Consider the following 24,609-nt stretch of genomic DNA (forward strand, 5'->3'; position numbering starts at 1 on the left):
GATGTGACGGTGAGCCGGGAAATCGACAGCATCCTGCAACGTGGCGCGGACGGCGGGCGGATCACGCCCGAGGAGGCGCTGCTGCTCTACACCGACGCGCCGCTGCACCCGCTGGGTGAGGCGGCGGACGCGGTACGGCGGCGGCGTTATCCGGACAACATCGTCACGTACCTGATCGACCGCAACATCAACTACACAAACGTCTGCGTGACCGCCTGCAAGTTCTGCGCCTTCTACCGGGCGCCGAAGCACCGGGAGGGCTGGACGCACCCGACCGAGGAGATCCTGCGCCGCTGCGCCGAGGCGGTCGAGCTGGGTGCGACCCAGGTGATGCTCCAGGGCGGCCACCACCCCGACTACGGCGTGGAGTACTACGAGGAGCTCTTCTCCTCGGTCAAGCGGGCGTACCCGCAGCTCGCCATCCACTCCATCGGGCCGAGCGAGATCCTGCACATGGCGAAGGTCTCCGGGGTCAGCCTGGAGGAGGCGATCAGCCGGATCAAGGCGGCCGGGCTGGACTCGATCGCCGGGGCCGGCGCCGAGATGCTGCCCGAGCGGCCGCGTAAGGCGATCGCCCCGCTGAAGGAGTCCGGGGCCCGCTGGCTGGAGGTGATGGAACTCGCACACCGGCAGGGCGTCGAGTCGACCGCCACCATGATGATGGGGACCGGGGAGACCAACGCCGAGCGGATCGAGCACATGCGGATGATCCGCGACGTGCAGGACCGTACCCGGGGCTTCCGCTCCTTCATCCCGTGGACGTACCAGCCGGAGAACAACCACCTCAAGGGCCGTACCCAGGCGACCACCCTGGAGTACCTGCGGCTGGTCGCGGTGGCCCGGCTCTTCTTCGACACCGTGCCGCACCTCCAGGCGTCCTGGCTGACCACCGGGAAGGACGCCGGACAGCTCGCCCTGCACATGGGGGTGGACGACCTCGGCTCGATCATGCTGGAGGAGAACGTCATCTCCTCGGCCGGGGCCCGGCACCGCTCCAACCTGCACGAGCTGATCTGGATGATCCGTTCCGCCGGCCGGATCCCCGCGCAGCGGGACACCCTCTACCGGCACCTGGCGGTGCACCGCACCCCGGCCGACGACCCGACCGACGACCGGGTGGTGTCGCACTTCTCCTCGATCGCGCTGCCGGGTGGCGGCGCGGGCCGGAGCCTGCCGCTCGTACAGGCCCGCTGAACTACCCTCGTCCATTCGGCCACCGCCGGCTGGGCGAGGGGTCGGTCCTTGGCTCCGATCCGGCGGCAAAACGTCGAGCGCGCCGGATAAATGGCCCGTGACCAGGACATTCTTGGAATCCTGACGCCTTCGGGCGGTCATAACGGTTGGATCAAGGGGAGCGCGACCGGGCCCGTCGAACCGATAGCGTGCCGGCACACGCACCCGCTGACCGTCGTGGACGGACCGGCCTCCGGGCCGGGACGCGGCGTACCGGGGTCGTCCTCTATCGGTCCATGAGGGCCGTTCACATAACGCACGGCAGCACGGGCGGGGTGGGAGACCACCTCGCCCGTGCTGTGTTCCGGCCCGCCCCGGGCCGAGTGGCCGGGCCGGTGGCTGGCAGACTGTTCCGGCGTGAGCCGTACCCCGTCCGGACGCCGGGCCAGCCTGGAGAAGCAGCCGCACGAGGTGGCGGCGATGTTCGACCAGGTGGCGTCCCGGTATGACCTGACCAACACCGTGATCTCGTTCGGCCAGGACCGGCGGTGGCGCCGGGCCACCCTGGCCGCCCTCGACCTGCGCCCCGGCGACCGGGTGCTGGACGTGGGCGCCGGCACCGGGGTCTCCACCGCCGAGTTGGCCACCTCCGGGGCGTACGCGGTGGGGTTGGATCTCTCCATCGGGATGCTCCGGGCCGGTCGACGGAGCCGGCCCGAGGTGCCGTTGCTGGCCGGTGACGCGCTCCGGCTGCCCTTCCCGGACCAGACGTTCGACGCGGTCACCATCTCGCTGGCGCTGCGCAACGTCGTCGACACCGAGGCGGCGCTCCGGGAGATGGCCCGGGTCACCCGGCCCGGCGGCCGGCTGGTGGTATGCGAGTTCAGTACCCCGACCAACCCGGTCTTCCGGACGGTCTACCTCTCCTACCTGATGCGGTCGCTGCCGGCGGTGGCCCGGGCGGTGGCGAGCAACCCGGACGCGTACGTCTATCTGGCCGAGTCGATCCGGGCCTGGCCGGACCAGGCCGGGCTGGCCGGGCAGATCGGCCGGTCCGGGTGGCACCGGGTCGGCTGGCGGAACCTGACCGGCGGCATCGTCGCGCTGCACCGAGCAGTACGTTCCTGATCATCGTTTTCATGGCGCTTTAGTCGGTTTTGATCCGCGAGGCGGCTTTCCAGGCCGTAGGCTGCGCCCATGGCGGGGGCAGACCGGCAGGTCGACGGCGACGGGCAGCCGGCCGAGGAGACACCGGGCGCGGGCCCGCCGGCCGCGCGGCGCCGGGGTGACGACGCCGTGGCCGAGCCGGCGCCGGACGCCGCCGGTCCAGAGGCCGGAGCTGACGGTCCAGAGGCCGGAGCTGACGGTCCGGCGGACCGGGCCGCCGACCCGGAGGCCGAGGCGGCCGAGCTGATCGCGCAGATCCGGGAGCTGGCCGGCCCCGACCCGGTCGCGGTCCGGACGGTGGTCGCCGAGGTACTGGCCGCGCTGGACCGGGTCAGCGGCGGCACCCTGCGAGAGCAGTTGCCGTACGAGCACGAGCGTGCCCCGGACGACGACCCGGCGCCGACCGGCGATTACCCGATCGAGCCTTCGCCGCAGAACGGCGGAAACCCCGCCGGGCGGCTGTCCGGAAACGGCGCCACGCCGGGCGAGGGTATTCCGGCCGCCGAGGGATATCCGGTCGAGCCGCACCCGGTCGAGCCGCACCCGCCGGAGCCGCACCCGGCGCAGCCGCAGCCGGGGCCAGCCCAGCCGGGCCGGCCCGGCCCGGCCGATCCGCACCCGCCGGCTCCGGGGCCGGCCGAGCCGCATCCGGCCGCGCCGCACCCCACCGACCCGCACCCGGTGGGGCCCCGCCCGGCCGACCCGCACCCGGCCGAACCGGGGCCGGTCACCCCGGGCCCGATCGAACGCCGTCCGGCGCAGCGCAGCGGCGAGGACCGTACCTGAGCCGAGTGGACTGTAGAGCTGGGTGCGCAGCCGGGGCAGCTCGACAGCCTCGTCTACCCCAGGTGCCCCGCCCGCCTCACAGACGGGCCCGGAATGGGCCAGAAAGGTAGTCGACACGCCTACCTTGGGAACTTAGGTTCACCTAACCGGTTGCCGGCCGCTTCGCGGCTCTAGACTCCTCCCCTGACGAGGCTTGTGAAGCATTTCACGAGCGATCGGGAGGGGAGGTGCGGATGACCACCGTCGACAACGACGCGGACGTCATCGTCGTCGGCGCCGGTCCGGGCGGATCGACGACCGCCTATCACCTGGCCCGACATGGCGCCCGCGTGCTGCTGCTGGAGAAGACCGAGTTCCCCCGGGAGAAGGTCTGCGGCGACGGGCTCACCCCCCGGGCCGTCAAGCAGCTCGTCAAGCTCGGCATCGACACCTCGCCCGAGGCGGGCTGGCTGCACAACCGGGGACTGCGGGTCATCGGCGGCGGCGTACGCCTCGAACTCGACTGGCCCGAGCTGGCCAGCTTCCCCAACTACGGACTGGTCCGTACCCGGCTCGACTTCGACGACCTGCTGGCCAGGCGTGCCGTCGAGGCCGGCGCGGAACTGCGTACCGGGATGAACGTGACCGGCCCGGTGCTCGACGACGGTGGCCGGGTGGTCGGCGTCACCGCCGAGAGCGGGCCGGAGAAGGCCCCGGCGACCTTCCGGGCCCCGCTGGTGATCGCCGCCGACGGTGTCTCCGGGCGGCTCCCGCTGGCGCTCGGCCTGAACAAGCGGGAGGACCGGCCGATCGGCGTCGCGGTCCGCCGCTACTACCGCTCGCCGGCCAAGCACGACGACAACTACCTGGAGTCGTGGCTGGAGCTGCGCAGCAAGGAACACCCCGACAAGCTGCTGCCCGGGTACGGCTGGATCTTCGGCATGGGGGACGGCCGGGTCAACGTCGGGCTCGGTGCGCTGAACTCGTCGGCGGCGTTCGGCAAGACCAACTACCGGCGGCTGCTGGTCGACTGGCTCGCCGGCACCCCGGCCGAGTGGGGCATGACCGACGAGACCAACGCGGACGGCCCGATCCTCGGCGCCGCCCTGCCGATGGGCTTCAACCGGGTGCCGCACTACACCCGGGGAGTGCTGCTGGTCGGCGACTCCGGCGGCATGGTCAACCCCTTCAACGGCGAGGGCATCGCGTACGCGATGGAGTCCGGTGAACTCGCCGCCGAGATCGTGGTGCAGGCGCTGGCCCGCCCGGCGGGTGCCGAGCGGGAACGCGCACTGGCCGGCTACCCCGCCGAACTGAAGGCCCGGTACGGCGGTTACTACCGGCTCGGCAACATCTTCGTGAAGATGATCGGCAATCCGCATGTGATGCGGATCGCCACCAAGCACGGCATGCCGCATCCGACCCTGATGCGGTTCGTGCTCAAGCTGCTGGCGAACCTGACCGATCCGCGCGGCGGAGACGCGATGGACCGGGTCATCAACGCGATGACGAAGGTGGCTCCGGCCGTGTGAACCGCCGCCCGCCCCGGCAGGGGCACCAGTGGCACCCCGGGCAGCGTCGCCCGGACGACTGTGAATAGTGTGAATTTGGAAATTGACCGAGGGCCGGGAAGGACGAGCAGGGGAAAACGATGTCGCTCTCGCCGTACGTACCCATCATCGGGCTGTTCGCCCTCGCCGCGGGGTTCGCGCTGTTCTCCGTCGCCGCGGCGCGCTTCGCCGGCCCCCGGCGCTACAACAAAGCCAAGCTCGAGGCGTACGAGTGCGGCATCGAGCCGAGCCCGCAGCCGGTCGGCGGCGGTCGGCTCCCGATCAAGTTCTACCTGACGGCGATGCTGTTCATCGTCTTCGACATCGAGATCATCTTCCTGTACCCGTGGGCGGTCAACTTCGACGTCCTCGGGCTGTTCGGCTTCGTGGAGATGGTGCTGTTCATCGTCGCGGTCTTCGTCGCGTACGCCTACGTCTGGCGGCGTGGCGGCCTGGACTGGGACTGAGGGAGGTCGTCAGATGGGTATCGAGGAGAAGCTCCCGTCCGGGATCCTGCTCACCTCGGTGGAGAAGCTGGTCAACTGGTCCCGGAAGTCCTCGTTCTGGGGCGCCACCTTCGGCCTGGCCTGCTGCGCGATCGAGATGATGGCGGCCGGTGGCTCCCACTACGACCTCGGCCGGTGGGGCATGGAGGTCTTCCGCGCCTCGCCGCGACAGGCGGACCTGATGATCGTGGCCGGCCGGGTGAGCCAGAAGATGGCCCCGGTGCTGCGCCAGATCTACGACCAGATGGCCGAGCCCCGCTGGGTGATCTCGATGGGCGTCTGCGCCAGCAGCGGCGGCATGTTCAACAACTACGCGATCGTGCAGGGCGTCGACCACGTCGTACCGGTCGACATGTACCTGCCCGGCTGCCCGCCCCGGCCGGAGATGCTGATCGACGCGATCCTGAAGCTCCGCGAGAAGATCGGCCACGAGCCGCTCGGCCCGAACGGCCGCAAGATGCTGGAGGCGCGCCAGGCACGTGGCGCCGTACCGCTGGTGGCGCCCGGCTCGATGCCCTCCTCCTACCGCAACGACAAGGCGCGCCGGGCCGAGTGGACCCGGGCGGTCGCCGAGGGACGCGAGGAGCAGCTCCGGATCGAGAACTGGATGAAGGCGCAGAACCACCTGGTGGAGAGGGCTGACCGGTGAGCGAGCCGAACGGCACCGAGCCGAAGAAGAGCCCCAGCGAGCGGCCGGGCGGCGGCGTGCCGGTGGCCCGGCCGCCGGTCGGGGCGACCAGCGGGGCGCCGGCCGAGTACCCGCCGGCCACGGCGGCCGGACGCGGCATGTTCGGCATCCACGGCAGCGGCGACACCTCCGGCTTCGGCGGGCTGGTCCGGCAGCGGGTCAGCGTGGAGAGCAGCCCCCGGCCGTACGGCGGCTACTTCGACGAGGTCACCGACGCGCTGGAGGAGGCGTACCCGGGCTTCGCCGACGCGATCGAGAAGGTCGTGGTCGACCGGGGCGAGCTGACCCTGCACATTCGACCCGAGCGGATCGCCGAGGTCTGCCAGGTGCTCCGGGACGACGCGGCGCTCCGCTTCGAGCTCTGCTCCTCGGTCTCCGGGGTCGACTACCTCGGTTCCGACGCCCGCCGGCTGCACGTCGTCTACCAGCTCACCTCGATGACCTACCGCCGGCAGCTCCGGCTGGAGGTCGCGGTGACCGCCGAGGAGCCCCGGGTGCCGAGCGTCACCTCGGTCTACCCCACGGCGGACTGGCAGGAGCGGGAGACGTACGACATGTTCGGCGTCGTCTTCGACGGCCACCCCGGCATGACCCGGATCCTGATGCCGGACGACTGGGAGGGCCACCCGCAGCGCAAGGACTACCCGCTCGGCGGCGTGCCGGTCGAGTACAAGGGCGCCGTGATCCCACCGCCCGACCAGCGGAGGACGTACCAATGAGCACCTCGACGAACCCGAGCTACGCCGAGTCCCGGGAGACCACCGAGGGCCGGGTCTTCACCGTCACCGGTGGCGACTGGGACCAGGTGGTCAGCGGGCACGACCCGATCAACGACGAGCGGATCATCGTCAACATGGGTCCGCAGCACCCGTCGACGCACGGCGTGCTCCGGCTGATCCTGGAGCTGGAGGGCGAGACCGTCCGGGAGGCCCGGGCGGTGGTCGGCTATCTGCACACCGGGATCGAGAAGAACCTGGAATACCGCAACTGGGTGCAGGGCAGCACGTTCGTCACCCGGATGGACTACCTCTCGCCGCTGTTCAACGAGACGGCGTACAGCCTGGCGGTGGAGAAGCTGCTCGGCATCACCGACGAGGTGACCGAGCGGGCCAACACCATCCGGGTGCTGATGATGGAGCTGAACCGGATCTCCTCGCACCTGGTCTGGATCGCCACCACGGCGATGGAGCTGGGCGCGGTCAACGTGATGCTCTACGGCTTCCGCGAGCGCGAGTACGTGCTGGAGATCTTCGAGCTGATCACCGGCCTGCGGATGAACCACGCGTACGTCCGGCCGGGCGGGGTCGCCCAGGACGTCCCGGACGAGGCGATCGTCAAGATCCGCGAGTTCCTGACGCTGCTGCCGAAGCGGCTCAAGGAATACGAGGACATGCTCTCCGGCCAGCCGATCTGGCTGGAGCGGACCAAGGACGTCGCCGTGCTCGACGTGACCGGCTGCCTGGCGCTGGGCGTCACCGGCCCGGTGCTCCGCTCGGCCGGGCTGGCCTGGGACCTGCGCAAGACCATGCCGTACTGCGGTTACGAGAACTACGAGTTCGACGTGCCGACCACCGAGAGCGGCGACGTCTGGGGTCGCTACCTGGTCCGGATGGCCGAGATGCGGGAGTCGCTCAAGATCGTCGAGCAGGCCCTCGACCGGCTCCGCCCGGGGCCGATCATGGTGGCCGACAAGAAGATCGCCTGGCCGGCGCAGCTCGCCATCGGCGTCGACGGCATGGGCAACTCGCTGGAGCACGTCGCCAAGATCATGGGTCAGTCGATGGAGTCGCTGATCCACCACTTCAAGCTGGTGACCGAGGGCTTCCGGGTGCCACCGGGCCAGGTCTACGTCGGGATCGAGTCGCCCCGTGGCGAGCTGGGCGTGCACGCGGTCTCCGACGGGGGCACCCGGCCGTACCGGGTGCACTACCGCGAGCCCAGCTTCGTCAACCTCCAGGCGCTGCCGGCGATGGCCGAGGGCGGCCTGATCGCGGACGTGATCGCGGGCGGCGCGTCGCTGGACCCGGTGATGGGTGGGTGTGATCGCTAAATGACTCAGTCTCAGTTTGGCAACGCGGCGTCCCGGCTGGACGGTCTGGTGACCGGGCCGGGCGAGGTGCCGACGCAGCGGAACGGCAGCGGTGCGCGCAGCGCCGACCTGCACGCGAAGCTCGACGAGCGGGCGGCCGAGATCGTCGCCCGCTACCCGGCCGACCGGTCCCGTTCGGCGCTGCTGCCGCTGCTGCACCTGGTGCAGTCCGAGGAGGGGTACGTCTCCCCGGCCGGCGTGGAGTTCTGCGCCGACGTCCTCGGGCTGAACAAGGCGCAGGTCGGCGCCGTCGCCACCTTCTACACGATGTACAAGCGTCGGCCCACCGGCGACTGGCTGGTCAGCGTCTGCACCAACACCATGTGCAACGTGCTCGGCGGGCAGCAGGTCTACGACACCCTGACCGAGCACCTCGGGGTCGGGCACGACGAGACCACCCCGGACGGCAAGATCACCCTGGAGCACGCCGAGTGCCTCGCGGCCTGCGACTACGGCCCGGTGATGACCGTCAACTACGACTTCTTCGACCAGGTCGACCCGGACTCCGCGGTCGCGGTCGTCAACGAGCTGCGCGCGGGCGGTCGCCCGCAGCCCAGCCGGGGCGCCCGGCTCTGCACCCTCAAGGAGATGTCGCTGCAACTGGCCGGCTTCGCCGACCCGCGCGAGGAAGCGGTCGCCGACGGGCTGGCCGGCGACCCGACGCTGGCCGGGCTGCGGCTGGCCCAGCAGCACGGCGTCTCGGTGGCCGGCTACGACCCGAACACCCCGATCAAGGGCAGCCAGACCGGTGACAAGCCGGCCCCGGCCACCACCCGGCCCGCCGCCGCCACCGGCAGCACCGCGCCGGACGTGAAGGCGCCGGACGACAAGTCGCCCCAGGTGCGTACCGCCGAGACCCGGAACCCGGACGCCAAGACCGCCGTCCCGGACGCGCCCGGCACCACCCCGCCGGTCGACGGCGCACCGGCCGGGCCGGGCGACGCCAAGGCCGCCGAGGCGGCCGGCGCCGCCGCCAACCAGCCGGCCAGCGACGGCAAGCCGGCCGGTGACGGGGGTACGGATGCGCAGGAGCGCTCGCTGAAGGAGGCCGAGAAGTGACCACGACGCCTCGACGGGAGACGCTGGAGAAGCTGACCCCGGTACTCACCAAGCGCTGGCTGTCGCCGGACGCCTGGCGGCTCGACGTCTACGAGCGGCTGGACGGCTACGCCGCCCTGCGCAAGGCGCTCGCCGCCCACCCTGACGACCTGATCCAACTCGTCAAGGACTCCGGCCTGCGCGGCCGGGGCGGTGCCGGCTTCCCGACCGGACTCAAGTGGGGCTTCATCCCGCAGGGCGACGGCAAGCCGCACTACCTGGTGGTCAACGCCGACGAGGGCGAGCCGGGCACCTGCAAGGACCTGCCGCTGATGACCCACGACCCGCACTCGCTGGTCGAGGGTGTGATCATCGCCTCGTACGCGATCCGGGCCAACCGCGCCTACATCTACATCCGGGGCGAGGCGGTGCACGCGGCCCGTCGGCTGCGCAACGCCGTGCAGGAGGCGTACCGGGCCGGCTACCTCGGCAAGGACATCCTCGGTACCGGCTTCGACCTGGAGCTGGTGGTGCACAGCGGGGCCGGGGCGTACATCTGCGGCGAGGAGACGGCGCTGCTGGACTCGCTGGAGGGGTTCCGGGGCCAGCCCCGGCTGCGCCCGCCGTTCCCGGCGACGCACGGCCTCTACGCCTGCCCGACCGTGGTCAACAACGTCGGCACCATCGCCAGCGTGCCGTACATCGTGCTGGGCGGGGCCGCCTGGTGGAAGAGCATGGGCACGGAGAAGTCCTCCGGGCCGATGATCTACTCCCTCTCCGGCCGGATCAACAACCCCGGGCAGTACGAGGCCGGGCTCGGCATCACGCTGCGCGAGCTGATCGAGCTGGCCGGCGGGATGCAGCCCGGGCACGAGCTGCGGTTCTGGACCCCGGGCGGCTCGTCGACCCCGCTGCTCACCGCCGAGCACCTCGACGTACCGCTGGACTTCGAGGGGGTGGCGGCGGCCGGCTCGATCCTCGGCACCACCGCGACCCAGATCTTCTCCGACCAGGACTGCCCGGTCTACGCCACCTACCGGTGGCTGGAGTTCTACCACCACGAGTCGTGCGGAAAGTGCACGCCGTGCCGGGAGGGCAACTACTGGATGGTCCGCACCTACCGGCGGATCCTGGCCGGGCAGGGCACCCACGAGGACCTGGACACCCTGCTGGACACCTGCGACAACATCCTCGGCCGCTCCTTCTGCGGCCTCGGTGACGGCGCGACCAGCCCGGTGACCTCCTCGCTGAAGTACTTCAAGCAGGACTACCTCGACTACATCGAGGGCCGGACGGCTCCCAAGCTGTCGGAGAAGACCCTGGTAGGAGCCCACTAATGACGGACGTTGCGAAGCAGGTCGATACCGTCACGCTCACCATCGACGGCATCGAGGTGACCGCGCCGAAGGGTGCGCTGCTGATCCGGGTCGCCGAACAGCTCGGCATCGAGATCCCCCGGTTCTGCGACCACCCGCTGCTCGCCCCGGCCGGCGCCTGCCGGCAGTGCCTGGTCGACGTGGAGGGGCAGCGCAAGCCGGTCGCCTCCTGCACCCAGACCGTCGCCGACGGCATGGTGGTACGCACCCAGCTCACCTCCCCGGTCGCCAAGAAGGCGCAGGAGGGGATCATGGAGCTGCTCCTGGTCAACCACCCGCTCGACTGCCCGATGTGCGACAAGGGCGGCGAGTGCCCGCTACAGAACCAGGCGATGTCCACCGGCCGCACCGATACCCGCTTCCACGAGCACAAGCGGGAGTACGAGAAGCCGGTCAACATCTCCACCCAGGTCCTGCTGGACCGGGAGCGCTGCGTACTCTGCCAGCGCTGCACCCGGTTCTCCGAGGAGATCGCCGGGGACAAGTTCATCGACCTGATGGGCCGGTCCAGCGCCGAGGAGATCAACGTCTACCGGGACGAGTACTACGGCGAGGAGGGCGGGGAGGGCGACGTCCCGTTCAACTCGTACTTCTCCGGGAACACGGTGCAGATCTGCCCGGTCGGCGCGCTGACCGGTGCGCAGTACCGGTTCCGGGCCCGCCCGTTCGACCTGGTCTCCACCCCGAGCGTCTGCGAGCACTGCTCGGCCGGCTGCGCCCAGCGCACCGACCACCGGCGCGGCAAGGTGATGCGCCGGCTGGCCGGCGACGACCCGGCGGTGAACGAGGAGTGGAACTGCGACAAGGGCCGCTGGGGCTTCCGGTACGCCTTCGCCAACGAGCGGATCACCACCCCGATGGTCCGGGACGCCCGGACCGGTGAACTGCGCGAGGCGTCCTGGAGCGAGGCGTTCGCCGTCGCCGCCGACGGGCTGCGCGCGGCCCGGGACTCCGGCTCCGGGGTCGGGGTGCTGACCGGCGGCCGGCTCACCGTCGAGGACGCGTACGCGTACGCCAAGTTCGCCCGGGTGGCGTTGCAGACCAACGACATCGACTTCCGGGCCCGTCCGCTCTCCGCCGAGGAGGCCCAGTTCCTGGCCAGCACGGTGGCGGGGACGACCGAGGTGACCTACGCCGACGTCGAGCGGGCGCCGGCCGTGGTGATCGCCGGGCTGGAGCCGGAGGAGGAGTGCCCGATCCTCTTCCTGCGGCTGCGCAAGGCGTACAACAAGCGTGGGCTGAAGGTGCTGGCGCTGGCTCCGTTCGTGACCCGGGGGCTGGCCAAGATCGGTGCGACGGTGCTGACCGCCGCCCCCGGCGACGAGGCGGGGCTGCTGGCCGGGAACGCCTCGGTCGCCGAGGCGCTGCGCCAGCCCGGCGCGGTGCTGCTGGTCGGCGAGCGGCTGGCGACGGTGCCGGGTGGCCTCTCCGCCGCCGCCGAGCTGGCCGAGCGTACCGGCGCCAAGCTGGCCTGGGTGCCCCGGCGGGCCGGGGACCGCGGCGCGATCGACGCCGGCTGCCTGCCGAACCTGCTCCCCGGCGGACGTCCGGTGACCGACGCGGCCGGCCGGGCCGAGTTGGCCGGCGCCTGGGAGCTGGCCGCCGGGGTCATCCCGAGCCAGCCCGGCCGGGACACCGACGGCATCGTCGCGGCGGCCGCCGACGGCTCGCTCGGCGCGCTGGTGGTCTCCGGGGTCGACCCGGCGGACCTGGCCGACCCGAAGCTCGCCGACGCGGCGCTGGAGAAGGTGCCGTTCCTGGTCAGCCTGGAGCTGCGGCACAACGCGGTGACCCGCCGCGCCGACGTGGTCTTCCCGGTCGCCCCGGTGGTGGAGAAGGCCGGCAGCTTCCTCGACTGGGAGGGCCGGCTGCGCACCTTCGAGGCGGTGCTGGAGACCGCCGCGATGTCCGACGCCCGGGTGCTGGACGCGATCGCCGCCCAGCTCGACGTGCGGCTCGGCACCGGCGACGTGAACAGCATCCGCCGCGAGCTGGGCGGGCTGCCGGCGACCCAGGCCAACCGGACCGCCGCCCCGGCCGTCGAGCCGGCCGCGCCGGTCCGGCCCGGCCCGAACGAGGCGATCCTGGCCACCTGGCACCAGCTGATCGACGCGGGCACCCTGACCGAGGGCGACCCGGCGCTCGGCGGCACGGCCCGGCCGCCGGTGGTCCGGCTCGGCAAGGCCACCGCCGAGGCACTGGGGATCGCCGAGGGAGACGCGGTGACGGTCGGCACCGACCGGGGCGCGCTGACCCTGCCGGCGGCGATCACCGACCTGCCGGACGACGTCGTCTGGCTGCCCACCAACTCGCCCGGCGCGAGCGTGCGGCGCAGTCTCGGCGTCACCTCCGGCGCGGTCGTCCGGCTCTCCGCCGGTCCGGCCACCCCGGTCGCCGCCGACGCCGCGGGCCAGCCGGGACCGCTGTTGAACAGCGCTGGAGGTACCCGATGAAGTTGGTGTATCTGGCCCAGGATCCGACGCTGCAGGACTTCGGCAAGGACACCTGGTGGCTGGTCCTGATCAAGATCGTGGCGGCGTTCGCCTTCGCGGTCCTGGCGACGCTGCTCGGTGTCTGGTTCGAGCGCCGGGTGGTGGCCCGGATGGCGCAGCGGCCCGGCCTGAACCAGATCGGCCCGTTCGGTCTGCTCCAGACCCTCGCCGACGGCCTCAAGATGGCCTTCAAGGAGGACATCCTGCCGAAGGCGGCCGACAAGGTCGTCTACTTCTTCGCGCCGACCATCTCGGTGATCTGCGCGGTGACCGCGCTGTCGGTGGTGCCGTTCGGTCCGATGGTGAGCATCTTCGGTGAGCGGACGCCGCTCCAGGTCACCGACGTCTCGGTCGCCGTACTGGTGCTGCTGGCCTGCTCCTCGATGGGCGTCTACGGCATCGTGCTCGGCGGCTGGGCCTCCGGCTCGACGTACCCGCTGCTCGGCGGGTTGCGCTCCACCGCCCAGATGATCTCGTACGAGGTGGCGATGGGTCTCTCCATCGTCGCGGTCTTCATGACCGCCGGCACGATGTCGACCAGCGGCATCGTCAGCGCCCAGGCCGACGGCACCCGGCTCAACCTCTTCGGCGTGGTCGACCTGCCCGCGCCGGGCTGGTACGCGATCCTGCTGCTGCCGAGCTTCATCATCTTCTTCATCTCCACCGTCGGTGAGACCAACCGGGCGCCGTTCGACCTGCCCGAGGCGGAGTCGGAGCTGGTCGCCGGCTTCATGACGGAGTACAGCTCGCTGAAGTTCGCGCTCTTCATGCTCAGCGAGTACGTCGCGATGGTGACGATGTCGGCGGTCACCACGACGCTCTTCCTCGGCGGTTGGCGGGCTCCCTGGCCGATCACGCTCTGGGAGGGCGCGAACTCCGGCTGGTGGCCACTGCTCTGGTTCATGGGCAAGGTCATCGGTCTGGTCTTCGTCTTCATCTGGCTGCGCGGCACGCTGCCCCGGCTCCGCTACGACCAGTTCATGCGGCTGGGCTGGAAGGTGCTGCTGCCGATCAACCTGGTCTGGATCCTGGTCCTGGCCGGCATCCGCACCCTCCAGAAGGAGGACCTGGGCGACTCCACCCGCTACTCGGTGATCGCCGGTGCGGTGCTGGTCGTGCTGCTGGTGACGCTCCTCTGGCCGAGCAAGAAGCGGCCGCCGCAGCGCACCCTCCAGGAGAAGGTCAACCGGCGGCCCGCCGGCAGTTTCCCGCTGCCGCCGATGGATCTCCAGGTGCCACCGAGCCCCCGGATGAGACGGACGGTCGCCGAGCGGGAGCCGGCCAACGTGGGAGCCGGACAGCCCGCCGGAGCCGGACAACCGGGCGACGCCGGTACCGGACACGACGAGAAGGAGGTGTGACGTGGGCGCGATCACCGGATCGTTCAAGGGTTTCGGGGTCACCTTCTCGCACATGTTCAAGAAGGTCGTCACCACCGACTACCCGTTCAAGCCGCCGGTCTCGGCGCCGCGCTACCACGGGCGGCACATCCTCAACCGGCACCCGGACGGGCTGGAGAAGTGCATCGGCTGCGAGCTGTGCGCCTGGGCCTGCCCGGCCGACGCGATCTACGTCGAGGGTGGCGACAACACCGAGGAGCAGCGCTTCTCGCCGGGTGAGCGGTACGCCAGCACGTACCAGATCAACTACGCCCGCTGCATCTTCTGCGGGCTCTGCATCGAGGCCTGCCCGACCCGTTCGCTGACGATGAGCAACGAGTACGAGCTGGCCCGGGACAACCGGCAGGACCTGATCTTCACCAAGGAGCAGCTGCTGGCGCCGCTGCTGCCGGGGATGGAGCAGCCGCCGCACCCGATGCGGCTCGGTGACACCGAGAAGGACTACTACGTCGGCGCGCTGACCAACCCGGGCACCTCGGCCGGCGCGGAGCGGGCGCCCTGGTCCGAGACCGCCACGGTCGACGGCTCCGGTACGACGGGAGAACGGCCGTGACGACATCAGCGGTGCTCGCCGCCGCCGGTGGGGTGACCGGCGGGGAACAGGTGACCTTCTGGATCCTGGCCCCGCTCGCCCTGATCGGCGCGATCGGCACGGTCTGGGCCCGCAACGCGGTGCACTCCGCGCTCTGGCTGGTGCTGACCATGCTCTGCCTGGGCGTCTTCTACGTGATCCAGTCCGGTCCGTTCATCGGCCTGGTGCAGATCATCGTCTACACCGGCGCCATCATGATGCTCTTCCTCTTCGTGCTGATGCTGGTCGGCCGGGACGCCTCGGACTCGCTGATCGAGACGTTGCGCGGGCAGCGGATCGCCGCGATCCTGCTCGGCCTCGGCTTCGGCACGCTGCTCGCCACCGGGCTGTGGCGGGCGCTCGGCCAGCCGGACGCCGTCGGTCTGGAGCAGGCGAACGCGAACGGCAACGTGCAGGGCATCGCGGCGCTGCTCTTCACCAGGTACGTCTTCGCCTTCGAGGTCACCTCGGCGCTGCTGATCACCGCGGCGGTCGGCGCGATGGTGCTGGCCCACGTCGAGCGGCGCCGCGAGGACCGGATGGACCAGATCGCCACGATGAAGGCGCGGTTCCGCCCCGGCAACTACCCGGGACCGAAGCCGGGCCCCGGCGTGTACGCCACCTCGTCCTCGGTCGCCACCCCGGCCCGGCTGCCGGACGGCGGGCTGACCGAGCGGAGCGTTCCGCAGATCCTGCCGCAGCGTGAACTCTCCGCCGAGGAGAGGGCGCTGAAGGGGACGGAGAAATAAGATGTCGGACTTCCTGTCGGTGTCGCCGAACCACTACCTGATCCTCGCCTGCCTGCTCTTCACGGTCGGCGCGGTCGGGGTGCTGATCCGGCGCAACGCGATCGTCCTCTTCATGTGCATCGAGCTGATGCTCAACGCGGCCAACCTCGCGCTGGTCACGTTCAGCCGGATCAACGGCGACCTGAACGGTCAGATCATGGCGTTCTTCGTCATGGTGGTGGCCGCCGCCGAGGTCGTGGTCGGGCTGGCCATCATCATGACGATCTTCCGGACTCGACGCTCGGCGAGCGTCGACGACGCCAACCTGTTGAAGTACTAAGAGGGGCCCACCAGTGGAACATTCTGTGGAGTACGCCCACGCCACGGGGTTGCTGGGCAGCGTGTGGCTGCTGGTGGCCATCCCGCTGGTCAGCGCGGCGATCCTCCTGCTGCTCGGCCGGCGTGCCGACCGGTGGGGGCACTGGCTCGGCGTGGCCAGCGTCGGCGCCATCTTCGTGCTCGGTCTGACCTACTTCTTCTCGCTGCGGGGCCTTGCGAACCGCTCGGTCGAACTGAGCCTCTGGGACTTCATCGCGGTCGGTGACCTGCACGTCGACTTCGGACTGCTCTTCGACCCGCTGGCCGCGGTCTTCGTACTGCTGATCACGGGCGTGGGCTTCCTGATCCACGTGTACGCGGTCGGCTACATGGCGCACGACGCCGGCCGGCGGAAGTTCTTCGGGTACTTCAACCTCTTCGTCGCGGCGATGTTGCTGCTGGTACTCGGCAACAACTACGTGATGCTCTACGTCGGCTGGGAGGGCGTCGGTCTGGCGTCGTACCTGCTGATCTCGTTCTGGACCGACCGGCCGAGCGCGGCCACCGCCGGCAAGAAGGCGTTCCTGATGAACCGGGTCGGCGACGCCGGCCTGGCCATCGCGATCTTCATCATGTTCGCCACCCTCGGCAGCACCCAGTACGTCGACGTCTTCAACGGCGCCGGGGCGCTGGCCGGCGGTACGGTGCTGGCGATCGGCCTGCTGCTGCTGCTCGGCGCGACCGGCAAGTCCGGCCAGTTCCCGCTCCAGGCATGGCTGCCGGACGCGATGGAGGGCCCGACCCCGGTCTCCGCGCTGATCCACGCCGCCACGATGGTGACCGCCGGCGTCTACCTGATCGCCCGGTCCAACCCGATCTTCTCGCTCGACCCGACGTTGCAGACCGTGGTGGTCAGCGTCGGCGCGCTCACCCTGCTGATGGGCTGCATCATCGGCGCGGCCAAGGACGACATCAAGCGGGTCCTGGCCTGGTCGACGGTGAGCCAGATCGGCTACATGTTCCTCGGCGTCGGGCTCGGCGGCGGGGCGTACGCGCTGGCCATCATCCACCTGCTGGCGCACGGTTTCTTCAAGGCCAACATGTTCCTCGGGGCCGGCTCGGTGATGCACGGCATGAACGACCAGGTCGACATCCGCCGGTTCGGCGGGCTGTCGAAGTACATGAAGATCACCTGGATCACCTTCGGGCTCGGCTGGCTGGCGATCATCGGCATGTGGCCGTTCTCCGGCTTCTTCACCAAGGAGCCGATCATCGTCGAGGCGTTCGCCCGCGACGACTGGACCGCCTGGCTCTACGGCGGCGCCGCGCTGCTCGGTGCCGGGCTGACCGCCTTCTACATGACCCGGCTCTTCGTGCTCACCTTCCACGGGCCGAAGCGGTGGACCGAGGACATCGAGCACCCGCACGAGTCGCCGCCGGTGATGACCGTGCCGCTGATCCTGCTCGGTCTCGGCTCGGTGGTCGCCGGTGGCCTGATGGCGACCCCGGTCGCCGACTGGCTGACCCCGGTACTCGGGCACGGCGAGCACCACGAGCCGGTGCTCTCGCACACGGTGATCACCGTGCTCTCGCTCGGCCTGACCGTGCTCGGCGCCGGCCTCGCCTGGCTGCTGTTCCGCAACGGCACCGCGCTACAGGAGCAGCCGGCCGGCCCGGTGGTCCGGGCGGCCCGGCGCAACCTCTACACCGACGCGTTCAACGAGGCGGTCTTCGAGAAGCCGGGGATCTTCCTCACCCGGGCACTCGTCTTCCTGGACAACCGGGGCATCGACGGGCTGGTCAACGCGCTCGCCGCCGCGGTCGGCGGTGGATCGGGCCGGTTGCGCCGGCTCCAGACCGGCTTCGTCCGGTCGTACGCGATGTCCATCATGACCGGCGCGGTGCTGGTGGTGGCGGCGTTCCTGGCGGTCCAACTGGGGTGGTTCGCGTGACCCACCACAACGCACCGGTCGCACCGAACCGGCCGGGCGACCTCGACCGGCCGGGCACTGACGACGGAGGTAAGGCCGAATAATGTCCGACTTCCCCTTCCTCTCGGTGCTCACCGTCGCGCCGCTGGTCGGCGCGCTGGTGGTGGTCTTCCTACCGGCCAGCCGTGGCGAGCTGGCCAAGCGGATCGCACTCGGCTGGTCGCTGGCCGTGCTGGTGCTCTCCGTCTTCATGTGGATCGCCTTCGAGGCCGGCGGCGACCGGCTCCAGCTCCGCGAGTCGTACTCGTGGATCCCGCGCTGGGGGGTGAACTTCACCTTCGCCGCCGACGGCATCGCGCTGGTCATGCTGATGCTGATCGCCCTGCTGGTGCCGCTGGTGATCCTCGCCTCCTGGCACGACGCGGAGAAGTCGAAGCGCTCCGTGCCGGTCTACTTCGCGCTGCTGCTCTTCCTCGAGTGCACGATGATCGGCGTCTTCGCCGCCGCCGACGTCTTCCTCTTCTACGTGTTCTTCGAGGTCATGCTCGTCCCGATGTACTTCCTGATCGGCAGCTACGGCGGCCACCAGCGGCAGTACGCGGCGGTGAAGTTCTTCCTCTACTCGCTGGTCGGCGGGCTCTTCATGCTCGCCGCCGTGATCGGGCTCTGGGTCGTCGGCGGCAAGACCTTCGACTGGCAGGCGCTGACCCAGGTGGACATCTCCACCGGTACCGAGCGTTGGCTCTTCCTCGGCTTCTTCCTCGCCTTCGCGATCAAGGCGCCGTTCTTCCCGTTCCACACCTGGCTGCCGGACGCCGGTGGCGCGGCACCGGCCGGCGCCGCCGCGCTGCTGGTCGGGGTACTCGACAAGGTCGGCACCTTCGGGATCCTGCGGTACTGCCTGCCGCTCTTCCCCGAGGCGTCGAAGTGGTTCGCCCCGTACGCGATCGCGCTGGCGCTGATCGGGATCATCTACGCCGCACTGCTGGCGGTCGGGCAGAACGACCTGAAGCGGCTCGTCTCCTACACCTCGATCGCGCACTTCGGCTTCATCGGCGTCGGGCTCTTCGCCTTCACCACCCAGGCCGGCACCGGCGCGGTGCTCTACATGGTCAACCACGGCCTCGCCACCGGGCTGCTCTTCCTGGTGGTCGGCATGCTGGTCGCCCGGCGCGGCTCCGCGCTGATCACCGACTTCGGTGGCGCCGGCAAGCTGGTACCGCTGCTCGCCGGGGTGTTCTTCTTCGCCGGTCTCGCCTCGCTGGCGCTGCCCGGCACGGCACCGTTCATCTCGGAGTTCCTGGTGCTGATCGGCACCTACACGGTGAACAAGCCGGTCGCGATCATCGCCACCGTCGGGATCATCCTGGCCGCCGCGTACGTGCTCTGGATGATCCAGCGGACCACCCAGGGCACGCTGAACCCGGCGCTGTCCGGGGTGGAGGGGATGCGGCGGGACCTGTCGGTGCGGGAGAAGGTCGTGGTCGCCCCGCTGATCGCGTTGCTGCTGCTGCTCGGCTTCTATCCGAAGCCGGTCACCGACGTCATCAACCCCGCCGTCCAGGCCACCATGGAGCAGGACCTCGGCAAGCAGGACCCGGCGCCGACGGTGGGCACCGTCCAGGAGGCACACCGGTGAGCCGGCTGCCAGTCGCGTACGTAAGGAAGGTCCGATAATGGATCTCAAGCTGCCGGACATCGACTACGCGGCTCTGGCACCGATCCTGGTGCTGTTCGGAGCCTCCGTGCTCGGCATCCTGGTCGAGGCGTTCGTACCCCGGAAGAGCCGGCACCTGACCCAGCTCGTCCTCGGCCTGCTGGCCGTGACCGGCGCGCTGGTCGCGGTGGTGCTGAACGCGCACGACCGGCTGGTCACCGCCGGCGAGGCGGTCGCGGTCGACGGCCCGACGCTCTTCCTCCAGGGTTCGATCCTGGTGCTCGCCGGAATGGCGCTGCTGCTGATCGGCGAGCGCACGGTGCAGCGCGGCGGCGCGTTCGTGGCGCACGCCGCGGTTACCGTCGGCTCGCCGGAGGACCACCGGCAGGCCGCCGACTCCGAGGGTGCGACCGAGGTCTACCCGCTGACCCTCTTCGCCGTCTCCGGCATGCTGCTCTTCGTCGCCGCGAACGACCTGCTGACGATGTTCATCGCGCTGGAGGCGTTCTCGCTGCCGCTCTATCTGCTCTGCGCGCTGGCCCGGCGCCGGCGGCTGCTGAGCCAGGAGGCGGCGCTGAAGTACTTCCTGCTCGGCTCGTACGCCTCGGCGTTCTTCCTCTTCGGCATGGCGCTGGTCTACGGCTTCACGGTCGGTGCCGGCGGCACCGGCTCCGGCGGCGGGGTCGACTTCGGCACCATCCGGACCGCGGTCACCGACTCGGCCGCCAGCGAGGTACTGCTCTTCGGCGGGCTCGCGCTGCTCTCGATCGGCCTGCTGTTCAAGATCGCGGCGGCGCCGTTCCACGTCTGGACCCCGGACGTCTACCAGGGCGCCCCGACCCCGATCACCGGCTTCATGGCCGCCTGCACCAAGGTCGCCGCCTTCGGCGGTCTGCTCCGGGTGCTGCACGTGGCGTTCTCCGGGGCGAGTTGGGACTTCACCCCGGTGCTCGGCGTCATCGCGGTACTGACCATGCTGGTCGGGGCGGTCCTCGCGGTCACCCAGACCGACATCAAGCGGCTGCTCGCGTACTCCTCGGTGGCGAACGCCGGCTACCTGCTGGTCGGTGCCCTGGTGCTCTCCAGGGACGGGCTGTCCAGCACGATGTTCTACCTCGTCGCGTACGGCTTCACGGTGCTCGCCGCGTTCGGCGTGGTGACGCTGGTCCGGGACGCGGACGGCGAGGCGACCCACCTGTCCCGGTGGGCCGGGCTGGGCCGCCGTTCGCCGCTCTATGCCGGAATCTTCACCTTCCTGCTGCTCGCCTTTGCCGGTATCCCGCTGACCAGCGGTTTCACCAGCAAGTTCGCGGTCTTCGGGGCGGCTCTCGACGCCGGCCAGGTCTGGCTGGTGATCGCGGGCGTGCTGACCAGCATGATCCTCGCCTTCCCGTACCTGCGGGTGGTGGTGATGATGTGGCTCTCCGAGCCGGGCGAGTCGACTCCGACGGTGTCGCTGCCGGGCGGGCTGACTGCCGCGGCCCTGATGATCGGGGTCGTCGCCACGCTGGTCCTGGGGGTCGCGCCGGCACCACTGCTGGATCTTGCCAACGGCGCCGCCGAATTCGTCCGATGACCGGTGACCCCCACGCCCCTTCCGAGGCCGACCGCCCCCGACCAGGGGTTGGCCGGCGGGTGTGGCATGGTTGAAGGCGTGGGGGGAACGGCTGGCGGCATGGCGGCCCTCGGGCTCGACACGATCGGGCTCGAGTTCGCGGATGCCCGCGTGGAAGCATCGGTGGCCAGCGTGCTGGCCAACGTGGAGTCGGAGCTGCGCGACAACGTCGCCAGCGCCGACCCGATGGTGGACGAGGCGGCCCGGCACCTGATGGATGCCGGCGGCAAGCGGTTCCGGCCGCTGCTGGTGGCGCTCGGCGCCCAGTTCGGTGATCCGGTCGCGCCGCACGTCGTACCGGCGGCGGTGGTGATGGAACTCACCCACCTCGCCACGCTCTACCACGACGACGTGATGGACGAGGCGCCGGTGCGCCGGGGTGCGCCGAGTGCGAACTCCCGGTGGGGCAACTCGGTGGCGATCCTGGTCGGCGACTATCTCTTCGCCCGGGCCGCCGACATCGCCGCCGATCTCGGCACCGAGGCGGTCCGGTTGCAGGCCCGGACGTTCGCCCGGCTGGTGCACGGGCAGATCGCCGAGACCGTCGGCCCGCGCGACGCCGACCCGGTCGCGCACTACCTGCACGTGATCGCCGAGAAGACCGGTTCGCTGATCGCCACCTCGGCCCGGTTCGGCGGCATGTTCGGCGGCGCACCGGCCCCGCACATCGAGGCGCTGGCCGGTTACGGCGAGACCATCGGGGTCGCCTTCCAGCTCTCCGACGACCTGCTCGACATCTCGTCGGAGTCGGTGCAGTCCGGCAAGACCCCCGGCACCGACCTGCGGGAGGGGGTGCCGACCCTGCCGGTGCTCTACGCGCTCGGCACCGACGACGGCGACGCCGCCTCGGTACGGCTGCGGGAGATTCTCGCGCTCGGCCCGATCACCGACGACGCGCTGCACGCCGAGGCGCTCGGCCTGCTCCGCGAGTCCCCGGCGCTGAAGCGGGCCCGGGAGACGGTCCGCAGCTATGCCGAGGAGGCCCGCTCCTGCCTCGCCCCGCTGCCCGACAGCGCGCCCCGGCAGGCCCTGGAGTCGCTCTGCGACTTCATCGCCGACCGCACCGGCTGAGGACCCCGCTCTCCGCCTCAGATCGCCGTTCCCCGGCTCAGATCGCCGCTCTCCGCCTCAGATCGCCGTTCCCTGGCTCAGATTGCCTTTGCCCGTCCTCAGGGCGTCCTTGTCCGGTTCAGGGCGCGAGTTCGAGGCTGAGGGCGTCCGGCGGTTCGTCTGGGCGCGGGTCAGGCCACGGCGGAGCGGGTACCGCCGGTTTCCCGCTGCTCGGTGCGAATCCGAGCCGGCCGGCGCTGCCGGGGCACCCGCACCGGCCGGGCCGGCGGTGGGACCGTGCCGTCCGCCCGACGGCGGAGACTGGCCAGCAGCATCCGTCGGCCGGCCAGCATCAGCGCGGCGGCGAGCAGCATCGCCGCCGCCGCGACCAGCCACATCGTCGGGTACCCGAGGTGCTCGGCGAGGGTGCCGAGGCCGAGCGGGCCGAGGCAGCCGCCCGCGTACACCCCGGTCTGGGTGATCGAGGTGGCCGTGGTCGGCGCCTGCGGATGCAGCCGGACCACCGCGAAGTTGAGCAGCCCGGGCCAGGCCCAGCCGAGGCCGAAGGCGAGTACCACGCCGGCCACCAGCGCCAGCGGAGCGGCCAGGTGCAGCAGGGCCAGCCCGCCCGCGCCGACCACCAGCATCGCGGCGACGGTGTTGAGGTGGCCGCCGGAGCGCCGGTCGGCGAGGGCGCCCATCAGGACCCGGGAGAGCAGGCAGACGGCGCCGCCGAGGGTCAACACCAGCCCGGCGAGCGCCGGCGAGAGACCACGGGCCGCCGCCGAGTCGACCAGGAAGGTGCCGAGGGCGTTCGCGGAGCCGGCGGCCAGGGTGCCGGCCACGCCGAGCACGACCAGCGGCCCGTTCGCCCGGCCGCCGCGCCCCCGCGCCGGGTCCGCCGCCCGACCCGCCCGAGCGGGTACGACCGGCAGGATGGCCAGCGCCAGTACGGCGGCGGCGACGAACGCCCAGCGCCAGCCGACGGTCAGCGCCAGCGCCGGTACGGCGGCTCCGGCCAGCAGGGTTCCGGCCGGGATGGCGGCCTGCTTCACCCCGAAGGAGAGTCCCTGCCGCCCCGGCGGCACCCGGTGCGCCAGGGTGGCGTTGCTGGCCATCTGGCCGAGCGGGTTGGCCAGGGCGACCACCGCCAGCAGGACGAGCAGCACCGGATAGGAGCGGGCCACGGCGGCGACCGCCAGCATGGTCGCGGCGACCAGCAGCAGGCTGGCCCGGGCGACCATGGTCGGGCCGTACCGCTCGACGAGGGCGCCGGACGGCACGGAGGCGAGCGCGCTCACCCCGAAGTAGACGGCGACGGCCAGCCCCAGGCCGGCGGGGGAGAAGTCCAGCTCGGCGCCGAGCTGAACGGCGAGCCCGCCGATCAGGAAGACCGGCAGTACCCCGGCGACCGTGATGACGGTGGCGGCGAGCACCGTGCGGATCGGCCGGTCGAAGGTGGCGGCCCGCAGGGTGTCATCGGTTAGATCGGCCATTTGGGACGAGCCTACGCGAGCCACCCGTACGAACCGATCGTGTCGGTGGCAGTACGCACGGTCGCCGTAGATCTGGCATCCTCAATCCGATCGGGCATTTCGCAGGCGCCCGGTTTTTCATATTCTGTAAGTCCCCGGCGGCGGAGGTGGTTGTGCGCGACCCCTTGGCGGAACCTTCGGACCTGATCCGCAGCGTGTCGCGTGCCCTGCGCGTGCTCGAAGCGGTCGGACGGGCACCGAAGGGCCTGACCGTGAAACAGATTGCCCGGCGTTGCGAGTTGACTGTGGCCACCACGTACCACCTGGTGCGCACGCTCGCCTACGAGGGCTACGTGATCAGGCGGGAGGACGGCACGTACATCGTCGGGCTGGAGGTGGCGGACCGGTACCGCGAACTGGTCACCGCGTTCCGTGGACCACCGGCGGTGGGCGAGTCGCTGCGTCGGGCCGCCTCGGACACGGGCTACAGCCACTACCTGGGGCGGTTCGTCGGCGGGCAGGTGGCGATCACCGCGCTCGCCGAGGGACCCCGGTCGCCGTACCTGGAGGACCTGGTCCCCGGCTTCGACGAGGGCGCCCACGCCACCGCGCTCGGCAAGGCGCTGCTGGCCACCCTCACCCCGGAGCAGCGCTTCCGCTATCTGCGCGAGTACGGGATGCGGCCGTTCACCTCGGCCACCCTGGTCGCCGCCGACGCGTTCGAGGCGGACCTGGCGGCCGGTGACCGGCGCGGCATGCACCTGGAGCTGGGCCAGTTCCGGCACGGTGTCGCCTGCGCGGCCGTGCTGGTCACCCCGGACAAGGACATGGAACGGCGGGTGGTGCTCGCCTGCGCGCTGCCGGCCGCCGAGATGATGACCTCGGCCCGGGTGGTCCGGGCCAAGCTGCTGGCGGTGGCCCGCGCCGTCGCCGACGGCCTCGCCACCGAAACCTGACCCGGCCCCGAACCGGAACGTGGTCTCCTGCTGCCCCGGAAGGGGGAGCAGGAGACCACCGGAG

21 protein-coding genes are annotated in these 24,609 nt (G+C 71.0%); 20 read left to right on the plus strand and 1 reads right to left on the minus strand.

Annotated features, from left to right (window positions below; genetic code table 11):
* Window positions 1–3 precede the first annotated feature (3 nt).
* The 19 genes from mqnC to C6W10_RS28660 all read left to right on the plus strand — a co-directional run bounded on the left by mqnC (window position 4) and on the right by C6W10_RS28660 (window position 22,135).
* Window positions 4–1,194 carry a cyclic dehypoxanthinyl futalosine synthase gene (mqnC, locus tag C6W10_RS28570; RefSeq protein WP_107262142.1) on the plus strand — a complete coding sequence of 397 codons (1,191 nt, stop codon included), beginning with the start codon at window positions 4–6 and terminating at the stop codon, window positions 1,192–1,194.
* Window positions 1,195–1,590: 396 nt separating this feature from the next.
* Complete coding sequence (locus C6W10_RS28575; RefSeq protein ID WP_107262144.1) at window positions 1,591–2,301, plus strand: demethylmenaquinone methyltransferase; 711 nt, start codon at window positions 1,591–1,593, stop codon at window positions 2,299–2,301.
* A gap of 69 nt (window positions 2,302–2,370) precedes the next feature.
* Complete coding sequence (locus tag C6W10_RS28580) at window positions 2,371–3,126, plus strand: hypothetical protein (RefSeq protein ID WP_107262146.1); 756 nt, start codon at window positions 2,371–2,373, stop codon at window positions 3,124–3,126.
* 233 nt (window positions 3,127–3,359) lie between these two features.
* Entirely contained in the window at window positions 3,360–4,637 is a 1,278-nt protein-coding gene (locus tag C6W10_RS28585) for a geranylgeranyl reductase family protein (protein WP_107262148.1), read from the plus strand.
* A gap of 119 nt (window positions 4,638–4,756) precedes the next feature.
* On the plus strand, window positions 4,757–5,122 hold the full coding sequence (locus tag C6W10_RS28590) for an NADH-quinone oxidoreductase subunit A (protein ID WP_107262150.1): 366 nt from the start codon (window positions 4,757–4,759) through the stop codon (window positions 5,120–5,122).
* A gap of 13 nt (window positions 5,123–5,135) precedes the next feature.
* Window positions 5,136–5,810 (plus strand): NADH-quinone oxidoreductase subunit B family protein, encoded by a 675-nt coding sequence (locus tag C6W10_RS28595; protein WP_107262152.1) that lies wholly within the window; start codon window positions 5,136–5,138, stop codon window positions 5,808–5,810.
* Complete coding sequence (locus C6W10_RS28600) at window positions 5,807–6,568, plus strand: NADH-quinone oxidoreductase subunit C (RefSeq protein WP_107262154.1); 762 nt, start codon at window positions 5,807–5,809, stop codon at window positions 6,566–6,568. Before C6W10_RS28595 ends, C6W10_RS28600 begins: the two co-directional genes overlap by 4 nt.
* The gene (locus tag C6W10_RS28605; RefSeq protein ID WP_107262156.1) at window positions 6,565–7,899 is read left to right on the plus strand and encodes an NADH-quinone oxidoreductase subunit D; all 1,335 of its coding nucleotides are present in this window, start codon (window positions 6,565–6,567) and stop codon (window positions 7,897–7,899) included. The genes C6W10_RS28600 and C6W10_RS28605 overlap by 4 nt, the downstream gene beginning before the upstream one ends.
* Window positions 7,900–8,997, plus strand: coding sequence for an NADH-quinone oxidoreductase subunit NuoE (gene nuoE, locus C6W10_RS28610; RefSeq protein WP_107262158.1), 1,098 nt, complete (start codon window positions 7,900–7,902; stop codon window positions 8,995–8,997). It abuts the gene before it with no gap.
* Window positions 8,994–10,313, plus strand: coding sequence for an NADH-quinone oxidoreductase subunit NuoF (gene nuoF, locus C6W10_RS28615; RefSeq protein ID WP_107262160.1), 1,320 nt, complete (start codon window positions 8,994–8,996; stop codon window positions 10,311–10,313). Before nuoE ends, nuoF begins: the two co-directional genes overlap by 4 nt.
* Window positions 10,313–12,805 (plus strand): NADH-quinone oxidoreductase subunit G, encoded by a 2,493-nt coding sequence (locus C6W10_RS28620; protein WP_107262161.1) that lies wholly within the window; start codon window positions 10,313–10,315, stop codon window positions 12,803–12,805. The genes nuoF and C6W10_RS28620 overlap by 1 nt, the downstream gene beginning before the upstream one ends.
* A 2-nt stretch (window positions 12,806–12,807) precedes the next feature.
* The gene (gene nuoH / locus C6W10_RS28625; protein WP_199854092.1) at window positions 12,808–14,205 is read left to right on the plus strand and encodes an NADH-quinone oxidoreductase subunit NuoH; all 1,398 of its coding nucleotides are present in this window, start codon (window positions 12,808–12,810) and stop codon (window positions 14,203–14,205) included.
* Window position 14,206: 1 nt separating this feature from the next.
* Window positions 14,207–14,797: an NADH-quinone oxidoreductase subunit NuoI gene (gene nuoI / locus C6W10_RS28630; protein WP_107262165.1), complete on the plus strand. Its 591-nt coding sequence runs from the start codon at window positions 14,207–14,209 to the stop codon at window positions 14,795–14,797.
* The gene (locus C6W10_RS28635; protein ID WP_107262167.1) at window positions 14,794–15,564 is read left to right on the plus strand and encodes an NADH-quinone oxidoreductase subunit J; all 771 of its coding nucleotides are present in this window, start codon (window positions 14,794–14,796) and stop codon (window positions 15,562–15,564) included. The genes nuoI and C6W10_RS28635 overlap by 4 nt, the downstream gene beginning before the upstream one ends.
* 1 nt (window position 15,565) lies before the next feature.
* Window positions 15,566–15,883, plus strand: a complete 318-nt coding sequence (nuoK, locus tag C6W10_RS28640; RefSeq protein ID WP_199187664.1) for an NADH-quinone oxidoreductase subunit NuoK — start codon at window positions 15,566–15,568, stop codon at window positions 15,881–15,883.
* A gap of 13 nt (window positions 15,884–15,896) precedes the next feature.
* Entirely contained in the window at window positions 15,897–17,813 is a 1,917-nt protein-coding gene (gene nuoL / locus C6W10_RS28645; protein ID WP_107262169.1) for an NADH-quinone oxidoreductase subunit L, read from the plus strand.
* Window positions 17,814–17,895: 82 nt separating this feature from the next.
* On the plus strand, window positions 17,896–19,431 hold the full coding sequence (locus C6W10_RS28650; RefSeq protein ID WP_107262171.1) for an NADH-quinone oxidoreductase subunit M: 1,536 nt from the start codon (window positions 17,896–17,898) through the stop codon (window positions 19,429–19,431).
* 34 nt (window positions 19,432–19,465) lie between these two features.
* On the plus strand, window positions 19,466–21,025 hold the full coding sequence (gene nuoN, locus C6W10_RS28655) for an NADH-quinone oxidoreductase subunit NuoN (RefSeq protein ID WP_107262173.1): 1,560 nt from the start codon (window positions 19,466–19,468) through the stop codon (window positions 21,023–21,025).
* 66 nt (window positions 21,026–21,091) lie between these two features.
* Complete coding sequence (locus tag C6W10_RS28660) at window positions 21,092–22,135, plus strand: polyprenyl synthetase family protein (RefSeq protein ID WP_107262175.1); 1,044 nt, start codon at window positions 21,092–21,094, stop codon at window positions 22,133–22,135.
* A gap of 170 nt (window positions 22,136–22,305) precedes the next feature.
* Here C6W10_RS28660 and C6W10_RS28665 read toward each other — a convergent pair whose 3' ends face one another.
* The gene (locus C6W10_RS28665; RefSeq protein WP_107262177.1) at window positions 22,306–23,610 is read right to left on the minus strand and encodes an MFS transporter; all 1,305 of its coding nucleotides are present in this window, start codon (window positions 23,608–23,610) and stop codon (window positions 22,306–22,308) included.
* Between the two features lie 152 nt (window positions 23,611–23,762).
* Between C6W10_RS28665 and C6W10_RS28670 the strand changes: the two genes are divergently transcribed.
* Window positions 23,763–24,545, plus strand: coding sequence for an IclR family transcriptional regulator (locus C6W10_RS28670; protein ID WP_107262179.1), 783 nt, complete (start codon window positions 23,763–23,765; stop codon window positions 24,543–24,545).
* The last annotated feature ends 64 nt before the right edge of the window (window positions 24,546–24,609 follow it).

Origin of the sequence: Plantactinospora sp. BB1 (genome assembly GCF_003030385.1) — a bacterium.
Classification (GTDB): Bacteria; Actinomycetota; Actinomycetes; order Mycobacteriales; family Micromonosporaceae; genus Plantactinospora.

Coding starts and splice junctions, on each gene's coding strand:
- C6W10_RS28580 (WP_107262146.1), top strand. CDS start 2,371: ATGGCGGGGGCAGACCGGCAGGTCGACGGCGACGGGCAGCCGGCCGAG.
- C6W10_RS28585 (WP_107262148.1), top strand. CDS start 3,360: ATGACCACCGTCGACAACGACGCGGACGTCATCGTCGTCGGCGCCGGT.
- C6W10_RS28590 (WP_107262150.1), top strand. CDS start 4,757: ATGTCGCTCTCGCCGTACGTACCCATCATCGGGCTGTTCGCCCTCGCC.
- C6W10_RS28595 (WP_107262152.1), top strand. CDS start 5,136: ATGGGTATCGAGGAGAAGCTCCCGTCCGGGATCCTGCTCACCTCGGTG.
- C6W10_RS28605 (WP_107262156.1), top strand. CDS start 6,565: ATGAGCACCTCGACGAACCCGAGCTACGCCGAGTCCCGGGAGACCACC.
- nuoE (WP_107262158.1), top strand. CDS start 7,900: ATGACTCAGTCTCAGTTTGGCAACGCGGCGTCCCGGCTGGACGGTCTG.
- C6W10_RS28620 (WP_107262161.1), top strand. CDS start 10,313: ATGACGGACGTTGCGAAGCAGGTCGATACCGTCACGCTCACCATCGAC.
- nuoK (WP_199187664.1), top strand. CDS start 15,566: ATGTCGGACTTCCTGTCGGTGTCGCCGAACCACTACCTGATCCTCGCC.
- C6W10_RS28650 (WP_107262171.1), top strand. CDS start 17,896: ATGTCCGACTTCCCCTTCCTCTCGGTGCTCACCGTCGCGCCGCTGGTC.
- C6W10_RS28660 (WP_107262175.1), top strand. CDS start 21,092: ATGGTTGAAGGCGTGGGGGGAACGGCTGGCGGCATGGCGGCCCTCGGG.
- C6W10_RS28665 (WP_107262177.1), bottom strand. CDS start 23,610: ATGGCCGATCTAACCGATGACACCCTGCGGGCCGCCACCTTCGACCGG.